At 58.0% G+C, this 20,978-nt stretch carries 15 protein-coding genes and 1 riboswitch; of the genes, 13 read left to right on the top strand and 2 right to left on the bottom strand.

What is annotated here, in order from left to right:
- From ACSEXS_RS03155 to ACSEXS_RS03170, 4 genes are all read left to right on the top strand, one after another.
- A complete protein-coding gene (locus tag ACSEXS_RS03155) occupies positions 1-3,396 on the top strand; it encodes a beta-ketoacyl synthase N-terminal-like domain-containing protein (RefSeq protein ID WP_438431731.1) in 3,396 nt (1,131 codons plus the stop codon).
- Positions 3,389-8,137 carry a type I polyketide synthase gene (locus tag ACSEXS_RS03160; RefSeq protein WP_438431732.1) on the top strand — a complete coding sequence of 1,583 codons (4,749 nt, stop codon included), beginning with the start codon at positions 3,389-3,391 and terminating at the stop codon, positions 8,135-8,137. The genes ACSEXS_RS03155 and ACSEXS_RS03160 overlap by 8 nt, the downstream gene beginning before the upstream one ends.
- 523 nt (positions 8,138-8,660) lie before the next feature.
- Positions 8,661-8,906, top strand: a complete 246-nt coding sequence (locus ACSEXS_RS03165; RefSeq protein WP_438433070.1) for an acyl carrier protein — start codon at positions 8,661-8,663, stop codon at positions 8,904-8,906.
- Between the two features lie 49 nt (positions 8,907-8,955).
- Complete coding sequence (locus ACSEXS_RS03170; protein ID WP_438431733.1) at positions 8,956-9,723, top strand: helix-turn-helix domain-containing protein; 768 nt, start codon at positions 8,956-8,958, stop codon at positions 9,721-9,723.
- A 231-nt stretch (positions 9,724-9,954) separates the two neighbouring features.
- Here the strand turns inward: ACSEXS_RS03170 and ACSEXS_RS03175 are convergent, their stop codons facing one another.
- Positions 9,955-10,683: a GNAT family N-acetyltransferase gene (locus tag ACSEXS_RS03175; RefSeq protein WP_438431734.1), complete on the bottom strand. Its 729-nt coding sequence runs from the start codon at positions 10,681-10,683 to the stop codon at positions 9,955-9,957.
- Positions 10,684-10,999: 316 nt separating this feature from the next.
- Positions 11,000-11,362 (bottom strand): phage holin family protein, encoded by a 363-nt coding sequence (locus tag ACSEXS_RS03180; RefSeq protein ID WP_438431735.1) that lies wholly within the window; start codon positions 11,360-11,362, stop codon positions 11,000-11,002.
- A gap of 315 nt (positions 11,363-11,677) precedes the next feature.
- Between ACSEXS_RS03180 and ACSEXS_RS03185 the strand changes: the two genes are divergently transcribed.
- The 9 genes from ACSEXS_RS03185 (at position 11,678) to ACSEXS_RS03225 (ending at position 20,977) form a co-directional block, all read left to right on the top strand.
- On the top strand, positions 11,678-14,038 hold the full coding sequence (locus ACSEXS_RS03185; protein WP_438433071.1) for an endonuclease MutS2: 2,361 nt from the start codon (positions 11,678-11,680) through the stop codon (positions 14,036-14,038).
- Between the two features lie 104 nt (positions 14,039-14,142).
- Positions 14,143-14,823 (top strand): PspA/IM30 family protein, encoded by a 681-nt coding sequence (locus ACSEXS_RS03190; protein WP_438431736.1) that lies wholly within the window; start codon positions 14,143-14,145, stop codon positions 14,821-14,823.
- A 99-nt stretch (positions 14,824-14,922) separates the two neighbouring features.
- A complete protein-coding gene (locus ACSEXS_RS03195) occupies positions 14,923-15,342 on the top strand; it encodes a DUF350 domain-containing protein (protein ID WP_438431737.1) in 420 nt (139 codons plus the stop codon).
- Positions 15,343-15,466: 124 nt separating this feature from the next.
- Complete coding sequence (locus tag ACSEXS_RS03200) at positions 15,467-16,024, top strand: hypothetical protein (protein ID WP_438431738.1); 558 nt, start codon at positions 15,467-15,469, stop codon at positions 16,022-16,024.
- Between the two features lie 85 nt (positions 16,025-16,109).
- A complete protein-coding gene (gene cysK / locus ACSEXS_RS03205) occupies positions 16,110-17,036 on the top strand; it encodes a cysteine synthase A (protein ID WP_438431739.1) in 927 nt (308 codons plus the stop codon).
- A gap of 220 nt (positions 17,037-17,256) precedes the next feature.
- Entirely contained in the window at positions 17,257-17,745 is a 489-nt protein-coding gene (locus tag ACSEXS_RS03210) for an Lrp/AsnC family transcriptional regulator (protein WP_438431740.1), read from the top strand.
- Positions 17,746-17,761: 16 nt separating this feature from the next.
- A complete protein-coding gene (locus tag ACSEXS_RS03215; protein ID WP_438431741.1) occupies positions 17,762-18,958 on the top strand; it encodes an aminotransferase class I/II-fold pyridoxal phosphate-dependent enzyme in 1,197 nt (398 codons plus the stop codon).
- 35 nt (positions 18,959-18,993) lie between these two features.
- The gene (locus tag ACSEXS_RS03220; RefSeq protein WP_438431742.1) at positions 18,994-19,416 is read left to right on the top strand and encodes an aspartyl-phosphate phosphatase Spo0E family protein; all 423 of its coding nucleotides are present in this window, start codon (positions 18,994-18,996) and stop codon (positions 19,414-19,416) included.
- 167 nt (positions 19,417-19,583) lie between these two features.
- Positions 19,584-19,773, top strand: a riboswitch (cobalamin riboswitch).
- 142 nt (positions 19,774-19,915) lie between these two features.
- Complete coding sequence (locus ACSEXS_RS03225; protein WP_438431743.1) at positions 19,916-20,977, top strand: ABC transporter substrate-binding protein; 1,062 nt, start codon at positions 19,916-19,918, stop codon at positions 20,975-20,977.
- The last annotated feature ends 1 nt before the right edge of the window (position 20,978 follow it).

The following is a 20,978-nucleotide window of genomic DNA, read 5'->3' on the forward strand; positions in this document are numbered from 1 at the left end:
ATGGACAAGGTGAAGAAGTACATCTATAAGCAAGTCGCCGGGCAAAAAATGACCAAGGAAGAAGCGAAGGAGCTGCTTCTGGAGCTGCAGGAGCACCCGGGCAAGGAAGCGGAGCGGGACAAGGTTGCCATCATCGGGATGAGCCTGCGCTTCCCTGATGCGGATACGCCGCAGCAGTATTGGTCCAACTTATGTGCAGGCCGAAGAAGCATCAAAGACTTCCCCAAGCTTAGAGAGCGGGATGACTTCGGGTCTCAGGCAGAGGGCAAGACATTCAAGAAAGGCGGCTACCTGGACCGGATTGATACCTTCGATGCAGGGTTTTTCCATATCGCACCGAGTGAAGCCAAATATATGAATCCGCTGCAGCGGGTCTTTCTGGAGCTGGCGTATGAGGCTGTTGAGGATGCGGGCTACGCAGGCAGCCCGATTCGCAGGTCCAGAACGGGAGTATACGTCGGCGTCGATCACACGTCCAAGCCGGACTACCCGCCGCAGGAGCACAAGAAGAACCCTCTTGCGGTTACGGGCTCCTGGACCGGCATCTTGGCCAGCCGAGTATCCTATGTCTTGAACCTGCGCGGGCCCAGCATGGTCGTCGATACCGCCTGCTCCTCGGGATTGGTTGCTGTTCATACGGCCTGCAAGGCCATTCAGAATCAGGAATGCGAGATGGCAATCGCCGGAGGCATCTGTCTGGAGCTGAAGCCGGCGGTTGAGGATGATGAACTCAGTATGGTCGCTTCCAAGGATGACCGAGTCCGGACCTTCGACCGGAACGCCAACGGCACGGTATGGGGCGAAGGTGTAGGGGTGGTGCTCCTGAAACCGCTGAAGAAGGCCATTCAGGACAAGGACCATATCTATGCAGTCATTGCGGGAAGCGCCGTCAACAATGACGGAACCAGCAACGGCATCACTGCGCCGGATGCAGAGGCCCAGGAGGATGTGCTGGTTGCCGCATGGGAGGATGCGGGCGTACAGCCGGAGAGCATCGGGTATATGGAAGCCCACGGCACGGGGACCGTGCTGGGTGATCCGATTGAGGTGAAGGGGTTAACGCAAGCCTTCGGAAGGTATACGCGGAAGAAGCAGTTTTGCGGCATCGGCTCTGTAAAGACGAACATCGGACATACGGTAGGCGCTTCAGGAATGGCCTCCTTGCTGAAGGTCGTGCTGTCCCTGAAGGAAGGCGTCATCCCGGCTACCTTGAACTTCGAAGAGCCCAACCGCTACATCAGCTTTCCGAACAGTCCTTTCTACGTGGTAGACCGCACACGGGAGTGGAGGAAGGGCAGCCATCCTAGAAGGGCGGGAGTCAGTGCCTTCGGCTTCAGCGGAACGAACTGCCATATGGTGGTGGAGGAGGCGACGATTCCGCTGGAGAGCCGTTCGGCCGCTGCCCCCTATGGACAGGGAGTCATCACCCTGTCTGCCGCCTCCAGGGAAGGGCTGCTCCGGCTATTAGGCAAGTACCAGCAGTTCTTGGCGCAGAATGAGCATGTGAGCAGGGAGGCCCTCTGCTTCACGGCGAACACGGGCAGGGAGCACCGGCATGTCCGCCTGGCCATCCTTTTCCAGGACATCCCCGAGCTGCGTGAGCGGCTGGCCAGCATCCTGCAGAAGGGACTGCTGACCAGCGAGTCGGAAGGGATCTTCTATGGTGGAGGACTGGCGCCCGCGAAGGGCGGCCAATCGGAGAAGCTGCGCATGAGCGCACTAGCGAAGCAATGGCTTCAAGAGGAGGGGCATCACGGGGGCGCCGCCCGCTTGAAGGAACTGTGCCAATGGTACGTGCGGGGAGCCGAGATCCCCTGGGAGGAGTATTACAAGGGGCTGGACTACTGCAAAATCAGCCTGCCCACCTATCCCTTCGAGGCGAAGCGTTATTGGTTGGATCAGGATGAGGATTCCTCCTTGGACCAGAATGCTAGGAGCGGCTTCGGAGCGACTGAAGCGGCGTTATGGAGGATCTGGTCCGAGGTGCTGGAAACCGATCACCTCGGGCTGGATGACGATTTCTATGAGTTGGGCGGCAACTCCATCCTATCGCTGAATATCGAGGTGCGGATGCTGGAGCAGGGCATGGAGGTCACTGCAACTGATCTGATGCGTTATCCCACCCTAAGGAAGCTTGCGGCTTATGTGGATGGCAGCCGCTCTGCAGTGACAGGGGCTGATCAGGGAACCGATGCGTCACCTGATACGAGTACCGATTGGGGTGCTGATACGGGAACGAAGGCTGATGCAGTCCTCCGTCGGACTGCCAACCAGTGGGAGCCCTTCAATGAGGTCTTCTACAAATACTGCTTCTATAACTCTTTATTCCCCGTAGTTTTCTATGCAGGAGGCTCCATTACGCCGTTCCTGGCGAATGATGTGCTCTTGTATGCCTTTGACAAGTCCTCCAGTTTGGCTGACTCCCAGGTTAGCTACCGTTCGGTGAAGTCGGTGAAGCAAATCCTCGATTCCATGGGAATGACCATGGTGGGGAAGAGTCATTCCACCGATCAGCCGGCAGAGAGCGAGATCTCGGAAGCTGACAGGATCATGCTGAACAATTATGGGCGGGATCTCGGGCTTGAGGATGAACCTGCTGGCTCTGCGGACTCCTTGCTCGAGGAATTGCGTGAAGCGATGCTTCGCAAACATCCCGTAATTCTTTGGGTCGATTGCTTCTACAGCTCCAGGCGAAGGGATACCTATCAGATCGAGCATTGGCCCCATGCCCTGCTCCTCCTGGATTATGATGCAGAGAACGGCACGTTTCTTGCCCTTGAACATGACAAGAAAGACAGCCTCAATTACAAACGCTGCTCGATCAGCCAGGAGGATGTCCTTCATTCATATAAGGGCTTTCTCGCCCATTACAAACAACATACGGGTCTCCCGGCCTTTATAACATTTCCCATGGACCCCTTAGAGTCCCGAGGGCTTGTAGAGCCCTCCTTGCTGGAACAGGACACCTTGATGTATGCTCGCAACCTGCTGGAAGCCAAAGAAGAGGTTGGAGCCGGTCTGCCCAAGCTGGAACGCTTCTTCTCCCAGGTCAAGGAATGGATCTCGTCTGAGGAGTGCCTGCAGCTTCATGTGAAGGAGATGATCGAGGATTTCAATGGGCTGATTGACGGCAAGAAGGTCGATAAATTCCGCAGCCACGTCTTGTTCGGCCCCCATCACAGCCTTACCGGACAGGCGGACGCAATGGTGGAGCAGTGGAGTCAGGTACGATCGATATTGACGAAGTACTATTTCTCAGCCAACTACGCCCCGAAAAAAATCAGCGAAGTGGATCGTTTGCTTGGGGACATCCTGCAAGCCGAGCATGTCTATTATCAGGCTCTTATTTCACAGATGGACAGCATTGCTTTATGTGGGGGGAAGGCCAGTGAATGAACTAACCGAGCAGATGATGCTTATTCAATTGGATGTGGATGAAGAGATCGAAGTGGAGCATCAGCCGGTCAGCCGGGATATTGCCATCATCGGAATTTCCTGCACCATCGCGAAGGCGAATGGGAAGGAGGCGTACTGGCAAGTGATCCGGCAGGGGGAGGACTGTATCCGCCCCCTGCCTGCGGACAGAGCGGCCCATAACGACAGCTACATCGAATACTTGGGGATCCCGAAGGACGAGCGGGCGTATTATGAGGGCGGGTTTCTGGATGAGATTCACCGGTTTGATCATGAGCTCTTCTCGATCTCGCCCAGGGAAGCAAGTCTGATGAGCCCGGCCCAGCGGCTGTTCCTGGAAACCGCTTGGCATGTGATTGAGGATGCAGGCTATGGCGGACAGCGCATCAAGAGCACGAAGACCGGCATGTACGTGGGGCACAGTACGGATTTTGGCGAGAGCTACAAGCATATTATTGAAGCTATTGATCCGTCTCTGGCCAGTGTGAGTATTCCGGGGAATCTTCATTCCATCATCGCCAGCCGGATTTCGTATCTGCTGGATTTGAAGGGCCCCAGTCTTATGGTGGATACGGCTTGCTCCTCTTCCCTTGCTGCGGTGCATTTGGCCTGTCAGGCTTTGCGGAATGGCGAATGCGAGATGGCGATAGCCGGCTCTATCAAGGTCGACCTGCTTCCTCTTGCCAGCATAAGAGAAAAAGAGGATGAGCTGGGCATCACGTCACCGGACGGGAGAACAAGAACCTTCGACGACCATTCGGAGGGTACCGGGTTAGGGGAAGGCACCATTGCCGTCTTCTTGAAGCCTCTTGCACGAGCGGTGGCGGACAAGGACTCCATCTATGCCGTCATCAAGGGCAGTGCTATGAACCAGGATGGCAGTTCAGTCGGGTTAACTGCACCCAATGCAGCAGCACAGGAGGAGGTCATCCTTCGCGCTTGGCATGATGCAGGCGTGGACCCCGAGACCATCTCCTACATGGAGGTGCATGGCACAGGCACGAAGCTGGGCGATCCCATTGAGATTAGCGGCATCGAGCGGGCGTTCAGGAGGTACACCACCAAGCGTCAGTTCTGCGGGGTCGGGTCGGTAAAAAGCAATATTGGCCACTTGGACAACGCTGCGGGCTTGGCCGGCTTGGTGAAGGCTGTATTATGTCTGGTTCACAAGGAGCTGCCGCCGTCGCTGCACTTTGACCGGCCAAACCGGAAGATCAGCTTCGAGCAATCCCCGGTGTACGTCAACGATACCCTGCGGCGTTGGGAAACAAACGGGTTCCCCCGAAGATGCGGGGTCAGTGCTTTCGGGCTTAGCGGCACCAACTGCCATGTGGTGCTGGAGGAAGCGCCAAGCAGAGAGGAGGGGTTAAGAGAGGATGCCGGTCCGCTGCAAGGAGCGCCTTATCTTGTTACCTTGTCAGCCAAGAGCATGCCTGCCCTGCGGGAAATGGCTAGACAGCATCTGCGGCTGCTGCATGAGAACCCGAAGCTTCCCTTAGGGGATTGGTGCTACACCTTGAACACCGGAAGGGAAGCCTTCTCGCACCGTCTGGCGATATGCTTCCGCACGGCCGATGAGCTCATGGACAAGCTGTGCCAATTCTCCATTCAGGATAGGGACCGCTTCTCGAAGGGAAGGGCTTGGTCTGGCTGCCACAAGCTGGCCTCCGATCACGCAGCCCGGCTGATGAACGGGGAGATTACCCTGGCCCAGAAGCGGGGGATGACCGAACAGGCAGAGGTGCTTCTTGCGCAAGGCCAGAAGCTATGGGCGGACGTTGAACGCTTGTCCACTCTGTGCCAGCTGTTCGTGGATGGCGCAGACGTCTCATGGAACGTGCTCTACCCGGAGGGGCGGCACCGCCGACTCCATCTGCCGGGCTACGCCTTTCACCGGAAGAGCTGCTGGGTGGCCAAACAAAGTCCCTCCGTGGTGGACCAATTCTCCATGCACGAGGCAGGTGTGCGGCATCCCCTGCTGAACCGGTGCTTGACCATTTCCCTGGACCGGATGATCTATGAAAGCGTCTTTACGCCGGCTGACCATTGGATCCTCCATGATCATATCGTGAATGGATTGTATGTGGTGCCGGGCACCGTATACCTGGAGCTAATCACCGAGGCTGTAAGAGTTAGCTTCCCCCATAAGAAGCTTCAGCTGAAGAACGTATTGTTCCTGTCTCCGATGATTGCAGGCAGAGAGGAGAAGCGGGAGGTCCATACCATCATCAAGCTGGGCCCTAACGACCCGGAGTTCGTTATTGCCAGCAGAAGCGAGGAGCAATCCCCGTGGGTGATTCATGCGGAAGGCAGGATTCACCTGGAGGATGCCATTAGCCTGCCGAAGCATTCGGTGGCTGCGCTGAAATCCGCTTGTACAGGGGGCAGCCTACCCGTTTATTCCTACCAGCGGGGCAAGGGGATCGAGACCGGCCTCCGATGGGATTGCATCAAGGAGTCGTTCTTCGGAGTGGACGAGTACCTGGCCCTGATTGGCATGCGGGAGGAGTTCGTAGAGGAAGTCAGCCAATACAACCTTCATCCCGCCTTGCTGGACGAAGCGGTGAACCTGGCGCTCCGAAGCGTCGGAGAAGAGCTGTACCTGCCGTTCTCCTATGGCACGGTGACCCTCTGCGGCAGGCTGCCTCGGACCTTCTATACGTATACCCGTAAGAAAACCACAAGCGGCAGCCAGCGGGAAATTGTCGTCTTCGATATTTTGCTGTTGGATCTGCAAGGAAATGTTCTGGTCAAGATCGACGACTATTCCATCAAGAGGGTGCATGGGGAGCTTCAAGCCACGAGCAAGGATTGGGCCGCCTTCGATATGGGTTGGGTGAAGTCCGAGCCGCAGTCCTGGGAGGAAGTTGATCTGGACGCACCGTGCCTGGTGCTTAAGGGAAGTACCCGGTTCGCTGCCGCAACTGTCGAGCGGTTAAAGGAACGGTTCAAGGAAGTGATCGAGGTCAGCCTGGGCCATCCGTTCGTCGCCATCAGCCGCAACCAGTATTCCGTCGACGGAAGCGAAGAGGATTTCCTGAGGCTCTTCGAAGCTGTCAACGACCGGGGCATCAGCCAAATGGTTTGCCTGCAGACCTTCACTGACCAAGCTGCAGGACAGCTGGACGGCTTGAATGAGCAGCTTGAGCGAGGAGTGTACGGTCTGTTCCTCGCCGTCAAGGGTCTTCTGAAGGCAGGCGCAGTCCGCAAGCTGGATGTTGTGCTTGTCGGTGAGGCTGCCTATGCTGTGACTGGTAGGGAGGAGCGGATTCAGCCTCATCATGCGGCATGGTTCGGCCTAAGCCAAGTGATAAGCCTGGAGTATCCCAAGCTGCAATGCCGGTCCATCGACATCGATGCCCATACGACCCCGGAGCAGCTCCTGCAAGAGCTGCTGTTCCGCTCGCCGAACCCTAGGGTCGCGCTGCGGGAAGGCATCCGGTATACCCCCCTGCTGCAGCGTGTGGTGGTGGAGGAGTTGCCTGAAGAGCCGGTTATGATTCGACCTAACGGGGTGTACGTCATCACTGGCGGGCTTGGGGGGCTTGGCCTTGCATTCGCCAAACACTTGGCCTCCCGAGAGGCGGTGAAGCTGGTGCTGATGGGACGCACGGGCTTGCCCAAGGCTGAAACCTGGGATGCTCTATTGTCGGATGGTGCCGACGCGAAGCTGGCAGGGAAAATTCAGGCCATCCGCGAATTGGAGCAAAGCGGCTCCGAGGTGGAGTGCATGAGCGTGGATATTGCCGACCTGTGTCAGGTCCAGGCCGCCATCGCTTCTGTTCGGGCCCAGTATGGCCCCATTCACGGCGTCATTCACGCTGCTGGCGTAGCAGGTAATGGCTTCCTCATCAGGAAGAGCCGGGAGACGTTTCATCAGGTTATGGCGCCTAAAGTCCAAGGCACCTGGATCCTAGATCATGTAACGGAGCACGATCCGCTGGATTTCTTCGTAATGTTCTCATCGATTTCCGCCATTCTGCCTGAGGTCGGGCAGGGCGATTACATGGCAGCCAACTGCTACTTGGACGCCTACGCCAGCAGCCGTATGATGCGGGGCAAAAAAACCCTCTCCATCAACTGGCCGGCATGGAATGAAATCGGGATGGCGGTGGATTATGAGGTGGATATGGATGGAGATGTGTTCCAATCCATCGGCACCGGTCAGGCCATGGCAGCCTTCGACGCCGTCCTCTCCAGGAGGGTCCATAAGGTCCTGTTGGGCCAGATTAACGAGAAGCAGCTGCGCCAGAAGCGGGGTCGACTGCCCTTTGATGTGGAGGAGCGGCTTCGGCTTGAGGCTGAGCGCAAGGAGCAGTCGCCCCCCCCGAGGACCATGGCTCCAGGGGCCGCGTCCGATTCTGGAAGCCGTATGCTGGAAGATCGCGTAGAAGCCATCTGGAGCCGGGTATTGGGCCTTCCGCAGATCGACATGTATGAGAGCTTCTATGATTTGGGCGGCGATTCTATATTGGCTACTCTGTTATGGAAAGAGCTGAATAAGGAATTCCCCGATTGTATCGATATATCGGATATTTTCACACACGCGACGGTTATGGACATGGCGGAGTATATCCGAAGCAAGATCGAGCCAGAGCAGCCGGAGCGGCCGGAGCCCAGTAAGCCAGCGGAGCCGGTGAAGGAAGGGCTTGACTTGGATGCCCTGTTGGAGAAGCTGGCCAGCGGCGAGCTCAGTGAAGAAGAGATTGATCAATTGGTGTAACCCTCTAGAGGGATCGAACCCGGTGAACAGGAGTGACTCCCTGCTTCCTCACCGGGTTCCTTTGTGTACGCCCGGAATGGGAGATAACTTGGCGGTGAAAGTCCGCTGCAGGCTTGGCAGTAGGAACGGTTAGCCAAGGGCAAGGGCTTCTCACATGCGGATACGCTTTTTGACAACAAGAGTGAGACGGCATTTATAACTCATAAATTGTAAAATAAACTATAATATAGTAAATACACCCTGGGAAATGGTATCCTTTGCCATTATGATGGCAGTTCAGAAAGTCAGGTGTTTTCTTTAGGTTTGTGGCATTTTCTTAGGCTCTTTTTGGTTTTTTACTATTAGTTAGGGCGAAATACATAGGTTATGTTATTTACTTGACTTTAGGCCAAATAGAATTTAATGTTAAATTATTAAGGGAAGCGTTTTTGTTTTATTCAAGTGATGATGGGGTGACTTTATGTCAATCCGCTCATACCTGCAGCCTTATGAAACGTTTTCAACTGATCATCGGCCCAAGCAAATGCAAAAGGATGATTGCTCCCGAGCCATCATCGAACTGATCGCATCTTTGTTGAATACCCCCTATTTCAATCCCCCTGCGGACCAGGATCTTCGTTCCTGTGGAATGGATTCCATTAAGACCATCGTCCTGATTGTACGACTGGAGGAGCGATTCGGGATTGTATTTGACGATGCCGAGCTGTGGTACAAGCATTTTGCGACCCTTCGCAAAATCAACCAATTGGTTTGGTCTAAGCTGAGGTAACGTCCGTCATTTTTTTCTTTACCACAACACTCATAGGAAAATGATGCCGATGAATGAAGTTGTTTTGATTATATTGCAAGGCTGCTTGCTTCCCGAACGGTCGATCGCCTATCATCTGCGGGGAAATGAATACCTCTATCTGGAGAGCCACTCCAAGGTACACCTCACCATGGGAACCGTGGATATGTCGCTTGCGGACGGGGACTTGATTCTCGCTCAGGACTTTCTCCTTCACAACCTCACCGATGCTCCAGCCTATTATCGGGCTGTGCTGCTTGATCTACATGACGGACATCATCCGCCGGGACCGATTATTTCTACCATCGATCCGGTGGCCAGCTCCCATATTCGCAGCTTGCTGGAACCTCTGTTTTCGGACTGCGTGAGCTGTCATAACCAAGATTTGATTAGCACATATCTCACTACATTATCTACCGGGACTGCCGAATCCTGCGCAGCTTCTATGGACGACCCTCCCAAAGCCCCATCCAACCGCATCGACAGCAGACTCATCAAGGTCAACCGCTACCTTCGGCAAAATCATGAGAAAATCATCACCTTACAGGATCTGGCCGCCTTGATCGATTGTAATCCGGTTTATTTGAGTAACAGGTATTCCATGGTGTTCAATATGTCCCCTATGAAGCATCTGCAGCAAATGAAGATTGAAAAGGCCAAGGAGCTGTTAGCAACCACCAAGCTGAAGGTCAGCTTGATCTCCCAGCGGCTCGGCTATATTTCGACGTCACAATTTTCCCTTCTCTTTAAACGTTACACCGGTTATACACCTACCGAGTTCCGAAACACCGAGCACTAAAGAGGACGAGTTTTCCCACATCATCACCGAGTTGTCGGCCTATATTCAGCTCGAAGAAGGGGAATGAGAATCTTACTTCCCCCGGCAAAAAAGGCGGCCGGTCGTCGATGCGTTCATCGACGCCGGCCGCCTTGCTTTTGATTGCTCCCAGGCTCCGAGTGCCGTTCCATGGCCCACGAATCTTCCTGGAATGGTTCGAATTGCATTGTGTCGGTTCATGGTTAATCCTTATCAGCCCGGCAGGTGGTAATAGGGCAAAGTGAAGACCGGTTCGAACCCGAGCTTGCAGGCGAGGGCATAAGACCCGGCGTTGCTCTCTCGGCAGGCCCATACGGGCTCCAGCCCGGTCTCCAGGCAATAGTCGATGAGCGCTTCGCCGGCATCGAACGCCATCCCTCGGCCGCGGAAGGGCTCCATCGTCTCGATGCCGATCTCCAGCTCCCGGTGCGTCAGGCAGGAGGAAAAGGCGACGGATGCAACCGAACCGTCTCCGCCGCGGACGGCGAAGGCGACATTCGGCTCGGGGGTCCGCCCAGCCTCGGCGGCTTTTCCTTCCTCGGCGGCCTCCTTTCGCCAGAACAATCCGGGAACGACGCTTCCCCTAAGCCGCATGGCTTCTTCCCGCTCCAGCCGCTCTGCTTCCCGGACGGAAGCGTTCGTGCTTTCGCGTCTAGCTCGGCAGGCTTCCGCAAATGCCTCGCGGTTGAGCCGGAAGTTCACCCGTACGTGCTCCTCGACGGCTCCTTGAAGCGAGGGGAGGACCTCCTTCCAGGCCGGCGGATAGGCTTGCAGCCATTCGGCTGCCGGCCGGGTCCCGGCGGAATTCGTTATGTATTCGTCGACCTTCTGCCGGAACGAATGCCGTTCCGGGCGGCCGAACAGCAGCGACATTCCATACGGATGCACAATGTAGAATGCCTGCGGGTCTGCCGGGTCATCGGCATAAACCGTTCCTTTCACCTTTCCCTCCGCCACCGCCTGAGCGAAGAGCGTATTCATCGGGAGCCGTTTCAGTGAATCCAGGAGTGCTTGACGGGCTACAGTCGAGCCAGTAGGGTCGGAAGATGGATAGGAATCGAGAAACAACGGAAACAAACGTCAACACCCCTTCGCCTCTTTGTCCGGAACAGTGAGTCTCAACGGGTGGCAGGCTCCTCCTTCGCTGGCGGCATGGGATTGACTGCCGAAGGGGAAGGAGGGACCGCCCGTCCGCATTTGAACCATTGTAACGGAATTGGAAGTCGGTTGACTGTGCCGAAAATTCGAAATTTTTACACTAGTGGATACCGGCGTTGGAATTGCGTTTGCCGATTCCGGAGATGGGAACAAACAGATCGAAGATGCCGATCACCAAAGCCGCGAGTAAGGCTCCAAGCAGGGTGACGCGGCTTCCCGCAACGACGAACTGGGCGATGTAGATCACGACGGCGCTGAGCAGAAAGCCGACGATCCCCCGTCCAAAAGGAGTGACCTCCCGGCCGACCAGGTTCTCCACCAGCCAACCGACGACGGCGATAACCAGCGCAAGCAGCACCGCGCTGCCGAAGCTGCCGATCCGGAATCCCGGAACGAGCCAAGCCGTGATCATCAGCACGACGGCGGTCACCACAAACCGCATGACGGCTCCCAAGATGCGCATGTCCTGTACCTCCTTTCGCTTGCAGCCTTGTTCACTGCGCTTTGCCGTCCGTTACCGCCGGAAAACGGCTGCGGCCTCTTCCGCCTGCCGCTTACGAGCGAACTGAGTCGGGTGAAGGGCGATAGGAGAAGGCCGCTCTCCAGTAAGGTTCCCCGGCCTTGGGCATCCCATAAACCAAACGCGGCGGAATGCGGAATTTTCCGTTATAGGTAACCCGTGGAATAGCTTCTCCGTGCGCCATTGGATATAATAAAAGGCGAAATGCCGGAATCAAGATGGGAGAAGGATCGAGTGGAAGGCCATGCAACCAGCCAATTGGAAGGCAAAATTCTGAAGACGTTGGAATTTCATAAAATCAAGGAACGGCTCGCCGCGCGCGCGGCTACCAGCCTGGGCAAGTCCCGGGCGGAGGCGCTCGCGCCCAGCGCCGATCTGGAACAGGTGAAGAAGCGGCTGAAGGCGACCGACGAGGCCGCTGCAGTGGACCGGTTGAAGGGGCCCGCTCCGTTCGGCGGCATCCGCGATGTCCGCGCGCCGCTTCGGCGTGCGGAGCTGGGCGGCGTATTGAACCCGAACGAGCTGCTCGATATCGCGAACACGATGCAGGGAGGACGCCGGCTGCGGCGCTTTCTCGAGCTGGCGGCCGAGGATCACGCCATTCCGCTGCTCTCCGACCTCGCGGAGCTGATCAGCGAGGATCGCAAGACGGAGGAAAGCATCCTCAGGTGCATCGACGAGGCGGCATTTGTCGTCGATTCGGCGAGTCCGGAGCTGAACCGCATCCGCCAGGAGCTGAGGACCGGCGAATCGCGCGTCCGCGAGAAGCTGGATCAGATGATCCGCACGCCGTCCGTGCAGAAGATGCTGCAGGAGAACCTGGTGACGATCCGCGGAGACCGCTATGTCATTCCGGTCAAGGCCGAATACCGCAGCCACTTCGGCGGCATCGTGCACGACCAATCGGCCTCGGGGGCGACGATGTACATCGAGCCGGAGGCGGTGGTCCAGATGAATAACCGCCTGCGCGAGCTGAAGATGAAGGAGGAACGCGAGGTCGACAAGATCCTCCAGATGCTGACCGCTCTCGTGGCCGAGGACGTGCCCGCGCTCAGCGCTAACCTGGAGATTTTGGCCGAGCTGGACTTTATCTTCGCGAAGGCTTATCTTGCCCGCGAGATGAAGGCGACGCTGCCGATGATGAACGACCGCGGCTTCCTGAAGATCAAGAAAGGGCGGCATCCGCTGCTAAACCCGGGGGCGGTTGTGCCGCTCGAATTGGAACTCGGCAATCACTACTCCGCGATTATCGTCACCGGTCCCAATACCGGCGGCAAGACCGTGTCGCTGAAGACCGTCGGTCTGCTCAGCCTGATGGCGATGTCCGGGCTGTTCGTCCCGGCGGAAGACGGAAGCCAGCTCTGCGTCTTCGACGGCATCTACGCCGATATCGGCGACGAGCAGAGTATCGAGCAGAACCTGAGTACGTTTTCCAGCCATATGACCAATATTATCTCCATCCTGCGCGGGATGACTCCGAAGAGCCTGGTGCTGCTGGACGAAGTCGGGGCGGGAACGGACCCCGCCGAGGGTTCTGCGCTTGCCATCTCAATCCTGGATTACATTCATTCCATGGGCAGCCGGCTGATCGCCACCACCCACTACAGCGAGCTGAAGGCCTACGCCTACGATAAGAAAGGCGTCATCAACGCCAGCATGGAGTTCGACATCAACACGCTGAGCCCCACATACCGGCTGCTCGTGGGCATTCCCGGCCGAAGCAACGCCTTCGCCATCGCCGAGCGGCTCGGCCTGCCGAAGCGGATCATCGACCATGCCCGCGGCCAGGTCACCGAGGAGGACCAGCGGGTGGAGACGATGATCGCCACGCTGGAGGAAAACCGGCTCACCGCCGAGGCGGAGCGGGAGACCGCGGAAGGCCTGCGCCGCGAGGCGGAAACGGCCAAGCGGAAGCTGGAGGAGGAGCGCCGCCGGTTCGAGGAGGAGCGGGGCAAGCTGCTCGCCAAGGCGGAGCAGGATGCGGCCGCCGCGGTGGCCAAAGCCCGGCGCGAGGCCGACGAAGTGATCGCCGAGCTGCGACGACTCAGCATGGAGGGCGTGCGCGTCAAGGAGCATGAGCTGATCGACGCCCGCCGTCGGCTCGACGAGGCGGTGCCGGAGCTCGCGCCCAAGCGGAGCGCCGCGCCGGCGAAGAAAACCCGTCCGATCGAGCCGGGCGACGAGGTGATGGTGGCCAGCTTCGGCCAGAAGGGAACGGTCGTCGACATCGGCGCCGAAGAGGCCACGGTGCAGCTCGGCATCCTCAAGATGAAGGTGCCGGTGAAGGAGCTGGAGCTGGTCAAGGCCGCAGCCGCTAAGGCCAAGCAGCCGGCGCCGCAGGCGACCTCCACCGTCAAGCGGACGCGGGACGAGAACGCGCGGCTCGAGCTCGACCTGCGCGGCCACAACATCGAGGAAGCGATCATCGAGGTCGACCGGTTCCTCGACGAATCGTTCCTGGCGAACTTTCCCCAGGTGTATCTCATTCACGGCAAGGGCACCGGCGCCCTGCGCGTCGGCATCCAGGATTACCTTCGCCGCCACCGCCACGTGAAGAGCTACCGGATCGGCGCCTACAACGAAGGCGGCACCGGAGTGACGGTCGTCGAACTTAAATAATCTTGAAACCGCGGAATCGCCCGCCACGTAGATAATACATGTAAGCAAGACGAAGCCCACAGAGGAATACAAACCACCACAATAGATCATGGGAGGAATTCACAATGGGAGTTTTCAAACGTTTGCGTGACCTGACGATGGCGTCGATCAACGATCTGCTCGACAAGGCCGAGGACCCGGTCAAGATGCTGAACCAGTTCCTGCGGGACATGGAACAGGACATTTTGGACGCCGAAGCCGCCGTTGCCAAACAGATTGCCGTGGAGAAGAAATTCAAGCAGCAGGTGGAAGAGGCTCAGGATTTGGTGGAGAAGCGTCAGCTTCAAGCGGAGAAAGCGCTGGAGCAGGGCAACGAAGACCTGGCCCGCCGCGCCCTGCAGGACAAGAAGGAACATCAGACCCGCTACGACGAGATGAAGGGCCAGTACGACATCGCCAAGCAGAACGCCGATCGCCTTCGCGCCCAATTGGACGAGATGAAGGACGAGTTCAACAAGATGAAGAACAAGAAGGACCTGCTCGTGGCTCGCGCCGAAGCGGCCAAGGCCCAGAAATCGATCAATCAGGTGATGTCCGGCTTCGGCACCGACAACGCCGCCCGCGGCTTCGACCGGATGAGCGACAAGGTGGCCCAGCTGGAAGCCGAGGCGCAAGCCGCCGGCGAATTGAAGGACAAAAACCGCAGCCTGGACGACGAGCTGGCGAAGCTCGACCAGAACGACGGCGTCGAAGACGAGCTGGCCGCGCTGAAGGCGAAGGTCGCCGCCAAGAAAGACCCGCAATAACGATCGTTCTCCGCTCCGCCCTTGCGGCGGACAGGTGACCCGAAAAGAGGCTGAAGCTCAAGGCTTCAGTCTCTTGCGGCGTTTGGAGGCGGACCTGACATGAACCAAGAGGTGGATTCCCTGATGACCAATATCTATCTGAATACCCTCGCTTATTTTTCCGTGGCGGTTGTCGCGCTGCTCGTCTTTATGTTCATTTTCAACCTGATCACGAAATACAACGATTGGGAAGAGATCAAGAAGGGCAATGTCGCCGTGGCCATGGCCACCAGCGGCAAGATCTTCGGGATCTGCAACCTGTTCCGCTTCGCCATCCTGAACAACGATTCGGTGCTGGAATCGGTCGTGTGGGCGTCCTTCGGATTCGTGCTGCTGCTCGTCGCCTACTACCTGTTCGAGCTGCTGACCCCGTATTTTAAGATCGACGAAGAGATCAAGAACGGCAATAAGGCGGTGGGGCTCATCTCGATGGTGATTTCCATCTCGGTCTCCTACGTCATTGGCGCGAGCGTAGCGTAATCCGCAAGAATCGTTCGGCAAGCCGCAGCCTCCGTGCTCGGCTTGTTTTTCATTTGCGGGCAGTCTATCATGGGATAATGAGAAATGGAACTGAAGGGAACCGAACGGAATAAGGAGGAACAGCATGAGCGATAACGAGACCCAGGTATGTCCCTGGTGCCAGACGGAGATCGTCTGGGACCCGGAGATCGGACCGGAGGAGGTCTGCCCTCACTGCCTGAACGAGCTTGGGGATTACCGCAGCGTTTCCTTCCAGATGGAAGGACAGGAAGACGAGGAAGAAGAGGCAGAAGAGGAAGACGGGGAAGAACACGAACATAACCATGGGCATGGACACCGCCATCCCGGACATGTTCAATCGCTCCCGGCCGAATCCGATGAGGAGCTGGACGATTACGACGAGGAGAGCGAGCCCGATCCCTTCCGGGAAAAGGTTCAGGAGATTCTCGATACGCAGCTCGAAGCGCCGGAGTGCCCCAATTGCCGCGAGCTGATGCTGTTCGGCGGCCAGGTACGCCTGTCGGGAAACCGGTTCGACCCGGCGCAGCCGTTGGCAGTGGACGAGCCGATGCTGCCGGAAATTCTCGAGATGGATCTGTTTGTCTGCCCGTCCTGCTTCAAGACGGAGACTTATCTGGCGGAGCCCGGACGCATCCGGCTGACCCAAACCCTAAGCAAGTGAGGCATCCTGAAGTCCGCTGCCGTTTGACCGGCGGACTTTTTTTTCATACGAAGGCATTTCGGTAGCGAAGGAGAGATAACGGGCAATGAAAAGCGTCATGGTGAATCATATCACCGATCTGATCGGCAACACGCCGGTGGTGCGGCTGAACAAGCTGGTGGAGGAGGACTCGGCCGAGGTGCTGGTCAAGCTCGAATCCTTCAATCCGAGCGGCAGCGTCAAGGACCGGGCGGCCTATAATCTGATTGTCCAGGCGGAAAAGGACGGCAGGCTGAAAAGCCGGGACACGATCATCGAGCCGACCAGCGGCAACACCGGCATCGGACTGGCGATGGCGGGGGCGGCCAAGGGCTACAAGGTTATCATCGTCATGCCGGACAACATGACCAAGGAGCGGATCAATCTGCTCAAGGCTTACGGGGCCGAGGTCGTGCTGACGCCCTCCCGGGAACGGATGCCGGGGGCGATCCGCAAGGCCTTCGAGCTGAGAGAGCAGATCCCCGGCAGCTTCATCCCGCAGCAGTTCGAGAACCCTGCCAACCCCGACATTCACCGCGTCACGACCGCCCGCGAGATTCTCGAGCAGACGGACGGCCGCCTGGACGCGTTCGTCGCCTCCTCGGGGACCGGCGGCACAATCACCGGCACGGGCGAGGTGCTGAAGGCGGAGCTGCCCGGCATTGAGGTGATCGTCGTCGAGCCGGACGGTTCGCCCGTCTTGTCGGGCGGACGCCCCGGCCCGCATCAGCTCGTCGGCACGAGCCCCGGGTTCATCCCGGATGTGCTCAACACCGCCGTGTACGACCGCATCATGCGCGTAAAGGACGAGGACGCCCTGCGCACCGCGCGCGACCTGGCGGCGAAGGAAGGGCTCCTGGTCGGGCCTTCTTCGGGTGCGACGGTCTGGGCGGCGTTGGAGACGGCCAAGCGGCTCGGCCCCGGCAAGCGGGTGCTGTGCATCGCGCCCGATACAGGCGAGCGCTACATGAGCATGAACCTCTTCGAAGGCTGACTCCGAACCGTTCGAAAAAAGGAAATCGGCGAACCCGGCAAACGGACAAGCTGCGGCGAATGCGGCCGGGAAGCGTGCGAAATGCAGCTTTTTGCGCCGAAATGGCGGCGGAAGCTCCTTTGCAGGGGGCCGGTTTCGTTGTATAGTGGTACTAATGCTCTTTCAAAAACGGAAGGCATTCGTCGTTTGCGGCGCCATTCAACGTCAGGAGGGAATTCTTATGGTGGAATTGAAACTCAGAATCCTGGATCTTCTCAAAGAGGATGCCAGAACGGACGCGGAGACCGTGGCAACGATGCTCGGCGCGGCCCGGGAGGACGTGGAAGCGGCGATCGCGGAACTCGAAGCGGAGCATGTTATCGTGAAGTACGCGGCGGTCATCAATTGGGCCAAGGTAAACGAATCGGTCACCGCCCTCATTGAAGTGCAGATTACGCCCGAGCGGGGAAGAGGCTTCGACGCCATCGCCGAGCGCATTTACCTGTACCCGGAGGTCAATTCCGTATTCCTGATGTCCGGCGCTTACGATTTGTTGGTCGAAGTGCAGGGGCGTTCCCTGCAGGAGGTCGCCTCGTTCGTCTCGAACCGGCTGTCCCCCATCGACCGCGTATTGTCGACCAAGACGCATTTTATTCTCAAAAAATACAAGCATGACGGCATCATCTTCGAAGACCGGGAAGAGGACCGGCGGATGATCGTCTCGCCGTGAAGGGAGGCAGCAGTCGATGGACCCTATAACCAAGTCCATGCAGGACTACTTGAATCCCCGGGTGCAGGCCATTCCTCCTTCCGGGATTCGCAAGTTTTTTGATCTGGTGAGCGGCGCCAAGGACATCATCTCGCTCGGCGTCGGCGAACCGGATTTCCATACGCCGTGGCATGTCCGGGATGCGGCGGTCGTGTCGCTGGAGCGCGGCTATACCAAGTACACGCCGAACGCCGGGATTCCCGAGCTGCGCGAGGCGATCTGCCGGTATCTCGCCGACGGTTTCAAGGTTTCGTACGACCCCGACCGGGAGGTGATCGTGACCATCGGCGGCAGCGAGGGCATCGACCTGGCGCTGCGCGCCTTGGTGTGCCCGGGCGATGAAGTGCTGATTCCGGAGCCCTGCTACCTTCCCTACAGCCCGATTACCTCGATCTCCGGCGGCGTGCCGGTTCCGATCGAAACCTACGCCAAGGACAGCTTCAAGCTGACCGCGGAATCGCTCAAGGCCAAGCTCACTCCCCGCTCCAAGGTGCTCGTGCTCTGCTACCCGAGCAACCCGACCGGCGGCATCATGACCTACGAGGATTTCCTTCCCATCGCGAAGCTCGTCGAGGAGCACGACCTCATCGTCATCTCCGATGAAATCTATGCCGAGCTCACCTACGGCCGGAAGCACGTCAGCTTCGCTTCCCTGCCCGGCATGAAGGACCGGACCCTTCTCGTCAGCGGCTTCTCCAAGGCGTTTGCCATGACCGGCTGGCGCATGGGGTACATCTGCGGACACCGTGAGTTGATCGCGGCAATGCTGAAGATCCATCAGTACACGGTCATGTGCGCGCCGGTGATGGGACAGGTAGCTGCGCTTGAAGCGCTGGAGAACGGCATCGAGGAAAAGGACCGGATGGTGGAATCGTACAACCAGCGCCGGCGGCTCGTCGTCAAGGGCTTCCGCGATATCGGGCTGCCCTGCCATGAACCGGAAGGAGCGTTCTATGCCTTCCCCAGCGTGGCCGGAACCGGTCTTACGTCCGAGGAATTCGCCCAGCGATTGGTAGTCGAAGCCCGGGTGGCGGCGGTCCCCGGAGAGGTCTTCGGACTGGGAGGAGAAGGGCATCTCCGCTGCTCCTATGCGACTTCCGTCGCCCAGCTCAATGAGGCTCTGGACCGGATCGGGGAGTTTGTCCGGAAAGTGAAAGCTGAGCAAGGCGGTTGATTTTTTTGTAAAAAATGCTATATTTATAATACATCATGAAGGAAACCTCCCTCAAAATCTGTCAATATTCGGATTTATCTGATTATTTTGGTTCCCATGTCCCGGCTGCTTCCTACGCGGGACGGGTCAAAAGAAGCGGAACGCCGCACCAGCATTCACAGCAAAAAGGGGGGGTAAACGTGCTCTATGGCCAAAGCGCTTTAGCGACCGGAGGGTATCTGATCCGGGATCACGGGTCCAGATTGACGCCTGCTCCTCACCAACCGGCTTCCTCCTCGCAAGCTTTATCTTTCCTGGAAGAAGAGATCCACCGCCTGCGCATCCGCATGGAGAAGCTCTTCGAGCAGGAGCAGTCGCTGACGTCGCCGCATGTCGTCGAGGCGAGCAATGAGCTGGATCTTAAGATTAATGAATATATCCGGTATCATGAATTTCAGGAAAAGCCCGGCTCCCGTTAAGGGCCGGCAGACCGACGAGATGGCCTCGGCGGTCTTTTTTTGCATAGCCTTTTAACAGCAATGCGCCGCCGGCCGGTTGCCGAGAGGGAGGATTCCGGGTATGGCTTGTCAAAGCCGATAGGTTCCACTATACTTTGGATCGGAGAGCTTTTTGGTCCGGAAACCTTAAGATCCATATCCCGCCAGGTGCCTGTCCGCCAAGGAGAGGTTAAAAGGGAAGCCGGTGCAAATCCGGCACGGTCGCGCCACTGTAACCCGGGAAATCGTCCCCAAAAGAGCCACTGTCCATCCGGATGGGAAGGCGGGGAGGGTGTCCGACCCGGGAGTCAGGAGACCTGCCCGGCGGTGAAGCTGACGAAATCCTTCGCGGAAAAGGATGCGGCTAAACTGGGGTATGACGAGCTGTTGTGCTGCCTGTAAGCTGAACCTGTCCGTATTGTGGACAGGTTTTTTTTCGTTCCAGCATGGATGCGGTAAGGAAAGCGGAGAGAAGCCTTACATGGAGCGAAATGGGGAATGGGGAATGGAAAGAAAGCCGGGGACAACAGCAGGGCTTGCGGGAAACGGGATGAAGCGGTTCGGCGCGTTCGGGATGGCGCTCGTTCTTACGGTGGGGCTAGCCGGCTGCGGAACGAAGAGCGGAGAGGGAGCATCGGTACAACCGACCCAGGCGGCGACGGCTGCGGCGACAACGGCACCGACGGCCAGCTCGGCACCGACGGCCGCACCGAGCGCCGATCAAACCGTTTATCCGCTGACGGTAAAGGATTCTACGGGTACGGACGTGGTCCTGAATGAGGAACCGAAGCGGATCGTCACACTCGCTCCAAGCGAGACCGAGACGGCCTTTGCCGTCGGCGCCGGCGAACGGGTGATGGGCGTCGACCAGTACAGCGATTACCCAAAGGAAGCAGCGGATAAGGCCAAGATCGGCGACATCAACACGAACGTGGAGGCCGTGCTGGCTTTGAAGCCGGATCTGGTGCTGGCCCACAACGGGCTGCAGGCGGACGTCGTCAAGAAGCTGCGGGACCTCAAGGTCACCGTCTACGCCGACGACCCCAAGACGCTGGATCAGGTGATCCAGCATATCGGAGCGGTCGGCAAGCTTCTGAACGAACAGGAGAAGGCGGCGGAAGTCACAGGTAAAATGAAAGCGGACCGCGACCGCGTGGTCGCCGCCGTGAAGGATGTCCCGAAGAAGAAGGTCTACCTCGAATTTTCCCCCGGCTGGAGCGTGGGCAAGGGCGAATTTCTGGACGAGCTCCTGACTTTGGCCGGAGGAACGAATGTCGCCGGAGACCAAACGGGCTGGTTCGAGATCAACGCCGAGTCGATCATCAAAGCCGATCCGGAGGTCATTCTTTACGGAACCGATGCCTTTACGGGCAACACGATCTATGATGCCATCCTGAAACGGCCGGGCTTCTCCGCGTTGACCGCGATCAAGAACAAGGACATCCACGCCGTGGAGTCCAATCTGGTTACGCGCACGGGTCCGCGTCTCACGGACGGGCTGGTGGAGATCGCCAAGGCTGTTCATCCCGATAAGGTGAACTGAT

Origin of the sequence: Gorillibacterium terrae (assembly GCF_051594785.1) — a bacterium.
Taxonomy (GTDB): Bacteria; Bacillota; Bacilli; order Paenibacillales; family NBRC-103111; genus Gorillibacterium.